This window comes from Gaiella sp. (assembly GCF_039915195.1).
GTDB lineage: Bacteria > Actinomycetota > Thermoleophilia > Gaiellales > Gaiellaceae > Gaiella.
The window spans coordinates 1-9,467 of the sequence record NZ_JBDSNT010000038.1 but is presented as its reverse complement, the minus strand read 5'-3'; the positions used below and the strand labels follow the sequence as shown (position 1 = coordinate 9,467).

The window sequence follows — 9,467 nt, the reverse complement described above, 5'->3', positions numbered from 1 at the left end:
CCGACGTAGATCAGGATCACGAGCCGAAACGTGGAGATCTGCCCGATGCGCACCCCGAACACGAACAGCGGCACGAGCAGGACGACGGGAGGCACCACCATCAGAGCGACGAGCACGCCGAGCACGGTGTCACGCCCCCGAAACGACCAGTGCGCGAACCCCCAGGCTGCGAGTGCCGCAACGAGGAGTGTCACCGCGACCGCGCCGAAGGAGAGGAGCGCCGTGTTGCCGAGCCAGCGCGGGAACTGGTCGCCGAGGGCGGAGCGGAAGCCGTTGAGCGTGGGATCGGCGACGGGGGCCCAGGGATGCGCCAGGAAGCTCGCCTGGGTCTTGAACGCGGCCGAGACCATCACGTAGACCGGAAAGAGCGCAATGAGCGTCGCCAGGATGAGCAACCCGTGCTTCGGGAGGGTGCTGACGAGGCGCCTACGCATCGAGACCGATTCCGGCTCGGCGCTGGACGCGGAAGAACATTGCGATGAGGACGAGGGTGACTGCGAAGAGAGTCACCGCCGCGGCTGAAGCGATCTCGGGCGACTGGTACTGGAATGCGGTTTGGTAGATGTATAGCTCCGTCACCTGGGTCGCGTCACCTGGACCTCCCTGGCCGTTCGTCATCACGTAGACGTAGTTGAAGACCCAGGAGACCATCGTGATCGCCTCCACCACGACGTAGAAGATGATTACCCCGGAGAGCTGCGGGATCGTGATCCTGCGGTGGAGCCGGAAGAAGCGGGCGCCGTCCATACGGCCCGCTTCGAAGATGTCGGACGAGACGGACAGGAGTCGCGCCAGGAAAAGGACGATGCCGAACCCGAGTTCGCGCAACACGATCACCGCCGTCATCGTCCATAGCGCCCACCGCGGCTGGCCGAGCCAGTCCTGGGCGAGGCCGCCGAACCCGACGGCCCGAAGCAGCTGGTTGACGAGGCCGTTGAATTGGAGCAGCTGGCCGAACACGACGCCGATCACCGGGATCGCGAGGATGTAGGGAAGGAAGAGCGCCCAGCGGTGGAAGCGCCATCCACGGAGCCCTTCGAAGAGCAGAATCGCGAGTAGGAGCGACGTGGCGACGAGAATCGGCACGGCAAGGAGGAGCCGCGCGTTGTGCCCGAGAGCGGTTCGGAATGTCGGGTCGGTCCAAGTGACCCGGAAGTTCTCCGTCGTCCAGGCGCCATCGAAGAGCAGCGACGTCTTCACGAGCTCGAACATCGAGTAGCCGAACACGAACACGACGATCGCGACGGCGGGAGCGATCCAGAGGGCTGGCTCGAAACGACCAGGTCGGAAACGGCGTCTTCTTCGGGGTCGGGAAAGCGCAGCGGTGTCGGAGGTCATGCGACCTCCGACACCGTGCTTGAGAAAACGTCTACTTGTACGACCCGGACCACTTCTTGAAGTTCGCCATCTGCTTCCTCTGCGTCAGCCGGATGCGCTGGGCGATCTTCTCCGTCGCGGCCGCCGCCTTGGGGGCGTTGATGCTACCTCCAAGCAGGAGCTGGGACTGGGCGAAGAATGCCTTCGCGTCCAGCTCCGGCGGGATGAAGTTCTCCAGGTATGGAGAGCCGCTCTTGACGAGGTTGAACAGAACCTTCTGTTGCGGCAGAGTGATGAGCTTCGTGTTGAACCGGTTGTCGGCCGGGAACGCGCCCGTCGTCTTGAACCACGCCGACATCCGTTCCGGGTTGTGCATGAACATGATGAAGTCGGCCGCCACCTCGGGGTACTTCGTCCAGGAGGTGATGCCCACCGTCTGCGAGGTCGATCCGAGCTTGCCGGCGTACGGGCCGGTGCCCCACTTCGGCATCGGCATCACGCCGACCTTCGCGACGCCGACCTTCTTGACGAACTTCTTCACGTCCGAGCCGGCCGCGACGGTCATCGCCGCCTTGCCTTCGGACCAGCGCTGCTGGCCCTGGTAGAGCTCGAGCGAGTTGATGTCGTCGTTCCAGCACTTGTGATCGCGCAGCTCCTGCAGACGTGTCCAGTACGCCGCGAGCTTCGGGTCGGTGAACTTCGCCTTCCCGGTCGTTGCATCGAGGACGTCGCTGATCGACGTGATGCCCTGGGCGCCGATGATCGAGAACAGCCAACCGCCGAACCAGCCGTCCTTGATGCCGCCGGCGATCGGTGTGATCCCCTTGGCGTTCAGCCTGTCGCACGCTTTCAGCAGGGCGGGCCAGGTGGTGGGCACCGCTACGCCGGCCTTTGCGAGCACGTCCTTGCGGACGAGGACCGGGAACGAGGGCTGGACATACCACGGAGCCGTCCAGACCTTGCCGTCGAACGTGTCCTCCTTCGCGTTCAGATAATGCGCGAGTTCGGACTTCGGAATATAGTCGGATACCGGCTTCGTGTTGCCGAGCCAGGCATCGTCGAGTGACCAGATGCCACCCCAGAAGTATTGGATGTCCGGGCCCTTCTTGGCGGCAGCTGCTGCCTTGAACGCCGGGATGAGGCCGTCCGTCGTCTGGAGGACGGTCTTGATCTTCACGTTTGGGTGTTTCTTCTGGTAGGCGGCGACGGTCTCGTTCAGCCACGCCTTCGCGCCGGCAGCCTCCTGCTCACCCCACCAGGACATCGTCAGGTTGACGGGTCCCGTCGGGAAAGCCTGCTTCGTCGTTTTTGACGACCGCGAGGCGAGCCCCGCTGTTGCCAACACTGCCGTGACCACGACCACAACGGCCACGACGACCCCGAGCTTGCGATGCATTCGCTTCACCCTCCTTTGGATTCTGGATCTCCATCTTCCTCCTTCGCTCAGGCACGTGCAAGGGCGCACGATCGAGCCCGACCGGCAAGCTCGCGTGCGCGACGCCGCCGGGGTGTGGATCACAGGGTCAGGTCGTGCTGGGAGAGGACTTCGCAACCCTCCGACGTGACGAGCACCACCTGCTCGACTCGTACGCCGACGCCCTCGTAGGATCCTGGCTCGATCGCGACGACCATCCCCTCCTCGAGCACGGTCGTCGACCCCGGAATGATGCGCGGCTCCTCGTGCCACCCGGTGCCAAGGCCGTGCCCCGTGTGATGCGGGAACTCGAGGTGTGCTCGCGCCAGCGCGTCGAGCTCCCCCGCGATCGCTCCGGGCCGGACTGCCGCGATCACTTCCTCGAGCGTCGACCGGGCTCGCGCGTGGGCGACGCGAGCGGCAGCTGATGGCTCGCCGATCGCGAACGTCGCGCACGAGTCGCCCCAGTAGCCTGCGACACGGGGAACGAGGTCGCAGAGGACGAGGTTGCCCTCCGCCAATACCCTCGTGGTCGGAGGGCCGCCGACATCGGTCGTGCGCTGGCCCGAGACGAGATCGGCCAGCACGGGGAGCCGTGTCTGCGCAGCGCGTTCCATTGCTCCACGGACAACCATCCAGAGATCGAGCTCGGAGATTCCGGCCGTTGCGTGGGCGCGGGCCGCCCTCTGCCCCTCGTCGCACACGGCGATCGCCGCCCGAATCAGCTCGATCTCGTCGGGATCCTTGACGGCGCGTGCCTTCGCGAGTTCGCCTCCGACGTCGATCCAGTCGTGGCCCTCCGCGAGTGCGGCGGGGAGAGTCCCGGCATCGATCGCGATGGAGGGGCTGTCGATCACTCCGGCGAGCGTTCGGGCAGCGGCCCCTACCGGGTCGACGGGGCCGATCCCGAACCCGGGGTACACCGCGACCTCGCACCCCGTGGCCGCGGCGGCATCGGCCTCGTCTTCGCTGACGACGAGAACCGGGGTGCCGCCGGCCGCGAGGACGGCGATCGCCGAGAGCGCGAATGCGCTCGGGCCGGTCTCGATCTCCGGCGCGTAGCCGGTCAGCCAGGTCACTGCAGACGGGTGTGCAACGACGATGGCGCCCGCTCCCGCCGCCTCGGCGATCGCGAGCGCTCTTTCCCGCCGGGACTGCATCAGAACGTCACCGTCAGCCCGCCGTCCACGGTGAGTACCTGCCCGGTCGTGTAGGTGTTGCGCTCGCTGCCGAGCCAGGCGACGTGCTCGGCGATCTCCTCGGGCATCGCGTAGCGGCGGATCGGGATCTTCCCGTGCTTGACGTAGATGTCGGTGAACCACTCGCTCTCGAGCTCGTCCTTGCCGTCGACGACGGACATGCGGGTCGAAACGAACCCGGGAGCAACCGCGTTGACGAGCACACCGTGCCGCGAGAGTTCGACCGCCAGCGTCCGCGTTGCCTGCTCCAGACCGCCTTTCGCGACGTCGTACGAGAGTGCGAGTTCCTCGCCGAAGCGGCCGTGGACCGACGTGATGTTGACGATGCGGCCGTACCCTCGCTCGATCATGCCCCGTGCCGCACGGCTCGCGAGGAAAACGGGGGCGTGCAGGTTGACCGCGAGCACCCGCCGGTACGAGGCGAGCGTCAGGTCGATCGCGAGCGCAGGCTCGAACACGCCTGCGTTGTTGACGAGCACGTCGAGTGGGCCGACCGCCGCCTCGGCTGCGTCGAGCAACCCTTCGAGCGACTCGGTCTCAGCCAGGTCCCAGCGCAGCGCCTGGACGGACGGCCCGAGGTCGGGGACGTCCTCGATATCGACAGCCGCTACCCGCGCACCTTCGGCTGCGAGTCGTTCAGCGATCGCCCGGCCGATCCCGTTCGCAGCGCCTGTGACGAGCGCCGAGCGTCCCTCGAGAAGGATCATCGCCGCATCATTGCCTCTCCCCGGTTGCGTCTTCTCATAGCTCCTCACTCGTTGTCGTTCGTCGTTTCCGGAGCGGCCGGATAGCATCCGCTGATGATGCACTCTCCCGTTCAAGCGTCACGGTGTCAACGACCATGAAGATCACCGACGTCGAGCCGATCGTTCTGCGGCTTCCCCAGGTCGATGCGACTCGCGCCGACGGAACGCAGGACGCGTTTCTCGTCCGCATCCACACCGACGAAGGGATCGTGGGAGTCGGCGAGGCCGATACGGCGCCGATGCTCGCGCGGACGATTGTCGAGATGCCGTCGTCCCACTCGGTGGCTCGCGGCCTCCGGGAGGTGCTGGTCGGCGAGGATCCGCTCCAGATCGACCGCCTCTGGCAGCGGCTCTTCCACGCGAGCGACCACTACGGCCGCCGCGGTGCGGCGTTGCACGTGATCAGCGCGATCGACATCGCTCTCTGGGATCTGGCCGGGAAGGCCGCAGGCCGGCCGGTCTCGGAACTGCTCGGCGGCCGGCGCCTCGACCGGATCCCGGTCTATGCGAGCGAGGTGATGCCGGAGACGACGGACGACGTGCGGCGCATCGCCGAGCGGGCGGTCGAGGCCGGCTACTCGGCGCTCAAGCTCGGCTGGGGGCCGCTCGGGCGGGACATCGCGTTCGACGAGCAGCTCGTGCGCGCTGCGCGCGAGACGCTCGGTTCCGACCGGACGCTGATGCTCGACGGCGGCCGCGCCTACACCGTCAAGCGCGCCCTCGAGCTGCTGCGATTGGTGGAGGAGCATCGTCTGTACTGGTTCGAGGAGGCGCTCCAGCCTGACGATCTCGAGGGCTACCGACGACTTGCGGGACGCACCGACGTTCGGATCGCGGCGGGTGAGGCAGACGAGACGTTCGCGCCGTTCCGAATGCTCGTCGAACACGGCGGGGTCGACGTCCTTCAGCCCGACCTCGCTCGCTGCGGCGGATTCACCGTTGCCCGGCAGATCGCGTTGCTCGAGCGATCGTCGACGGTCGAGATCGTGCCGCACTGCTTCTCGACCGGCATTCTCGTGGCGGCATCGCTGCACTTCGTCGCGACGCTCGACCGTGCGACATGGTCAGAGTTCTCCGTTGCCGACTCGCCGCTCGTGAACGGGATCCTGCAGGAGCCGTTTGTGCTCGAGGACGCCGCGCTCGCCGTCCCAACAGGCCCCGGCCTCGGCGTCGAGCTCGACCCGGACGCGATCGCCCGCTTCAGAGTGCAGTAGATGGCTGCGATCGAGTTTCGCGGCGTCACAAAGCGTTTCCCCGACGGGACGATCGCGGTCGATGACCTCCACCTCCGCATCGAGGACGGCGAGTTCATGATCTTCGTCGGGCCGTCCGGGTGCGGCAAGACGACAGCGTTGCGGATGGTCGCCGGGCTCGAGCATCCGACCTCGGGCGAGATCCTGATCGGCGGCAACGTTGTCAACGACCTCGACCCGGTCGACCGTGACATCGCAATGGTGTTCCAGAACTACGCTCTCTACCCGCACATGACGGTGCGTGGGAACATTGGTTTCCCGCTCGAGACACAGCGGCTGCCAAAGGCCGAGCGGGAGCAGCGCATCGCCGAGGCCGCGTCGCTGCTCGGCCTCGAGGATCTGCTCGAGCGCAAGCCGGGGGCTCTCTCCGGCGGCCAGCGCCAGCGCGTCGCGATGGGTCGCGCGATCGTTCGTCATCCGCGGTCGTTCCTGATGGATGAGCCGCTTTCCAACCTGGACGCCAAGTTGCGGGTGCAGATGCGCGCAGAGCTCGTCAAACTGCACCAGCGCCTTGGCGTTACGACGCTGTACGTCACACACGACCAGGTCGAGGCGATGACGCTCGGTCAGCGCGTCGCCGTGCTCGATCACGGGGTCGTGCAGCAGGTCGACCCACCCGACGTTCTCTACAACCGGCCCGCGAACATGTTCGTCGCGTCGTTCATCGGCAGCCCGTCGATGAACTTCCTTCGCGCGCGAATCGATGGCGAATGGATCTTGTTCGGCGAGTTCAGACTGCACCTGCCGGGGACGGCCGCAGCGAGACTCAGCCGCAGCGACGGGGAGCTGATCGTCGGGCTCCGCCCCGAGTACTTCTCTGACGCACATCTCGCCGGCGGCAACGAGGCGATCCCGGTCACGGTCGAGATCACGGAGCAACTCGGCTCTGAAACCCTCGTCTACTTCCGGATCGACGGGGTCAAGGCGGAGAGCTCCGGGGACGCCCAGGCGGAGCTCGGGGGAGCGTTCGTCGCGAGGCTCGACCCGCGTACCCGCCCGGTGCCCGGCGAGCAACTGCAGCTGACCGTCGACCTCGAACGCGCCCACTTCTTCGATCCGACCGGCGCGACGCTGAGAATCGACGGCGCCTGAGCGTTCACGTGCCGGACGGCTAATCCCCCTTATACTCGCCCGCATCCAGGACAACGCGTCTCGAAAGGAATTCAGGTGGGCGTGCTCGATGGGAAGGTGGCGATCGTAACGGGGGCCGGGACAGGCCTCGGCCGGGGCATTGCGCAGGAGCTCGCCAACGCGGGCGCCTCGATCGCGGTGCTCGAGATCAACGGCGACGCGGCAGCGGTCGCTGCCGATGAGATCTCCCAGGCGGGGGTCAAAACTCGTGCCTATCCCACCGACGTGTCGGTGAGCAAGCAGGTCGACGATGCCTTCGCGGCGGCGGCGAGGGACTTCGGCCGCCTCGACATCGTGGTCAACAACGCCGGGATCAGCCGCGTCGGCCCTCACACGCAGGACGTGACCGACGAGGACTGGCTCGAGTCGATCGCCGTCATGCAGACCGGCGTCTTCTACTGCATGCGTGCGGCCGGCCGGATCATGCTGCCGCAGAAGTCCGGCTCGATCGTGAACATCTCCTCGATCCGCGGGTTCTCGCCAAATCCCGGTCGGATGACGTACTGCGCACCGAAGGCCGCCGTGATCATGATGACGAGCGTTGCGGCAGGCGAGTGGGCCCCGCACGGCATCCGGGTGAACGCGATCGCGCCCGGTGTCCTGCGCACGCCGATGTGGGATGCCGACGTCGCCCGCGGCGCGATCGACGAGCAGTACTACATCGACACCGTCCCGGCGCACCGGCTTGGGCTCCCGACCGAGGTCGGCAAGCTCGTCGTCTTCCTCTCCTCGGACGACGCGTCGTACATCACAGGCGGCGTGCACACGATCGACGGCGCTCTGACCTCGATCCCCGCCGGCTGACGACGGCAGGAGCGGACGCGTGTTCCTTCCGCTCGTCGACGTCTTTGGCGACGACGAGACCACGAGCCTGTTCTCCGAAGAGTCGTACGTCGCCGTCTGGCTCGAGGTCGAACGCGCTCTCGGGCGGGTGCAGGCGCGTCTAGGCATCATTCCAGCCGAAGCCGCTGCCGCGATCGACCGCGCGGCGGTGCCGGGCGCCGTCGACCTCGCGGCGCTTCGCGAGCGGTCACTCGTGGTCGGCTACCCGATCCTGCCGCTCCTCGAGCAGATCGAGCGCGCCTCGCCGGAAGCCGCTCGGCATGTCCACTGGGGGGCGACGACCCAGGACATCATGGATACCGGTCTCGTGCTCCTCATCGGGCGTGCGCTCGACCGGATCGAGGCGCTCTCGTGTGGGTTCGGTGATGAGTTGGCGCGGATCGCCGAGGAGCACCGGACAACGGTCATGCCCGGACGGACGCACGCGCAACCCGCCGTCCCGATCACCTTCGGCGGCAAGGCCGCCGTCTGGCTCGCGGAGCTCACCCGTCACGTCGAGCGGCTCCGTGCGGCTCGCCACAGGGCGGTCGTCATCCAGCTTTTTGGGGCTGCGGGAACGGCTGCGGCCCTCGGGCCGCGGAGCAGGGACGTCCGCCGCGGTGTTGCCGCTGACCTCGGCCTCGGCACCGTCGACGTCCCCTGGCACACAGCACGCGACGGCCTCGCGGAGGTAGCGTTCGTCCTCGCGGCACTGGCCTCGACGTGTGGCAAACTCGCACGCGAGGTCGTGGATCTCTCGCGCCCCGAGATCGGCGAGGTGCGCGAGGCGAGCGGCGACCTCCGAGGCGCCTCGTCGACGATGCCCCAGAAGGCGAACCCGATCGGAAGCGAGGCGATCGTTGGTCTCAGCCTTCTGGCGGCGCAGTACGCGGGCGCAATGCTCCCCGCGATGCACGCAGCACACGAGCGTGCCGCCGGCGAATGGCAGGCCGAATGGGACGCCGTACCCCTGGTCTGCGTTACCGCCGCGGGTGCGGTCGCGGGCGCTCAGCGGGTTCTCGCTGGCCTCAGCGTCTTCCCGGCCCGGATGAGGGCGAACCTCTCGGCCGAGGGCGGCGCGATCATGGCCGAGGCGGCCATGATGGAAATCGCTCGCACCGGTGGCCGGGCCGACGCGCACGCGCTCGTGTCGGAGGCGTCGTCCTTCGCTCGCCGTGAAGGGCTTACGCTCCGTGAGGCGCTCGAGCGGACGCTCGCTCCAGAGGTTCTCGCGGCAATGCCGCCCCTCGACCGTGTCCTCGACCCCAGCTCGTATCTCGGCGAGAGTGAGGCGATCGTCGCCGTAGCGCTCGCCGCCTGGGAGCGCGTCAGGCGCGCCGTGGGGGCTGAAAGATCTCGACTGTGATGCCGTCGGGATCCCGCAGGTACAGGCCGAAGCCGCCGGTGTTGATACCGGTGTCCACCTCGACGGGAGGCGAGACGAACGACGTCACGCCCTGCGCGACGAGCTGCTCGTACACGCTCTGGAGGTCGTCGACGAGAAAACAGAGGTGGGAGGCGCCGACGTTCCGCGGTTCGACGTCGGCACGTGTCCCGGCGGGGATGAGGTACTGGAACAGTTCGA

The 9,467-nt window shown here is 67.3% G+C and carries 10 protein-coding genes; 4 read left to right on the top strand and 6 right to left on the bottom strand.

Going from position 1 to position 9,467, the window contains the following annotated elements; all coding sequences use genetic code 11:
• The 5 genes from ABIR74_RS03710 to ABIR74_RS03690 all read right to left on the bottom strand — a co-directional run.
• Positions 1-434: hypothetical protein (locus ABIR74_RS03710; protein ID WP_348175272.1), on the bottom strand; the 434-nt coding region annotated here is incomplete at its 3' end.
• Positions 427-1,338, bottom strand: coding sequence for a sugar ABC transporter permease (locus ABIR74_RS03705; protein WP_348175271.1), 912 nt, complete (start codon positions 1,336-1,338; stop codon positions 427-429). The genes ABIR74_RS03705 and ABIR74_RS03710, both read right to left, overlap by 8 nt.
• A 31-nt stretch (positions 1,339-1,369) precedes the next feature.
• Positions 1,370-2,713, bottom strand: a complete 1,344-nt coding sequence (locus ABIR74_RS03700; RefSeq protein ID WP_348175270.1) for an extracellular solute-binding protein — start codon at positions 2,711-2,713, stop codon at positions 1,370-1,372.
• Positions 2,714-2,832: 119 nt separating this feature from the next.
• Complete coding sequence (locus ABIR74_RS03695) at positions 2,833-3,891, bottom strand: Xaa-Pro peptidase family protein (RefSeq protein ID WP_348175269.1); 1,059 nt, start codon at positions 3,889-3,891, stop codon at positions 2,833-2,835.
• On the bottom strand, positions 3,891-4,637 hold the full coding sequence (locus tag ABIR74_RS03690) for an SDR family oxidoreductase (protein WP_348175268.1): 747 nt from the start codon (positions 4,635-4,637) through the stop codon (positions 3,891-3,893). Before ABIR74_RS03690 ends, ABIR74_RS03695 begins: the two co-directional genes overlap by 1 nt.
• Positions 4,638-4,771: 134 nt before the next feature.
• On the opposite strand from ABIR74_RS03690, the gene ABIR74_RS03685 reads away from it, so the two are divergent.
• From ABIR74_RS03685 to ABIR74_RS03670, 4 genes are all read left to right on the top strand, one after another.
• On the top strand, positions 4,772-5,890 hold the full coding sequence (locus ABIR74_RS03685; protein ID WP_348175267.1) for a mandelate racemase/muconate lactonizing enzyme family protein: 1,119 nt from the start codon (positions 4,772-4,774) through the stop codon (positions 5,888-5,890).
• Positions 5,891-7,021 (top strand): sn-glycerol-3-phosphate ABC transporter ATP-binding protein UgpC, encoded by a 1,131-nt coding sequence (gene ugpC, locus ABIR74_RS03680; protein WP_348175266.1) that lies wholly within the window; start codon positions 5,891-5,893, stop codon positions 7,019-7,021. It abuts the gene before it with no gap.
• 75 nt (positions 7,022-7,096) lie between these two features.
• Entirely contained in the window at positions 7,097-7,864 is a 768-nt protein-coding gene (locus ABIR74_RS03675) for a glucose 1-dehydrogenase (protein ID WP_348175265.1), read from the top strand.
• Between the two features lie 19 nt (positions 7,865-7,883).
• Positions 7,884-9,248, top strand: coding sequence for an adenylosuccinate lyase family protein (locus tag ABIR74_RS03670; protein WP_348175264.1), 1,365 nt, complete (start codon positions 7,884-7,886; stop codon positions 9,246-9,248).
• On the opposite strand, the gene ABIR74_RS03665 is transcribed toward ABIR74_RS03670, so the two are convergent.
• Positions 9,211-9,467: VOC family protein (locus tag ABIR74_RS03665; RefSeq protein WP_348175263.1), on the bottom strand; the 257-nt coding region annotated here is incomplete at its 5' end. The genes ABIR74_RS03670 and ABIR74_RS03665 overlap by 38 nt on opposite strands.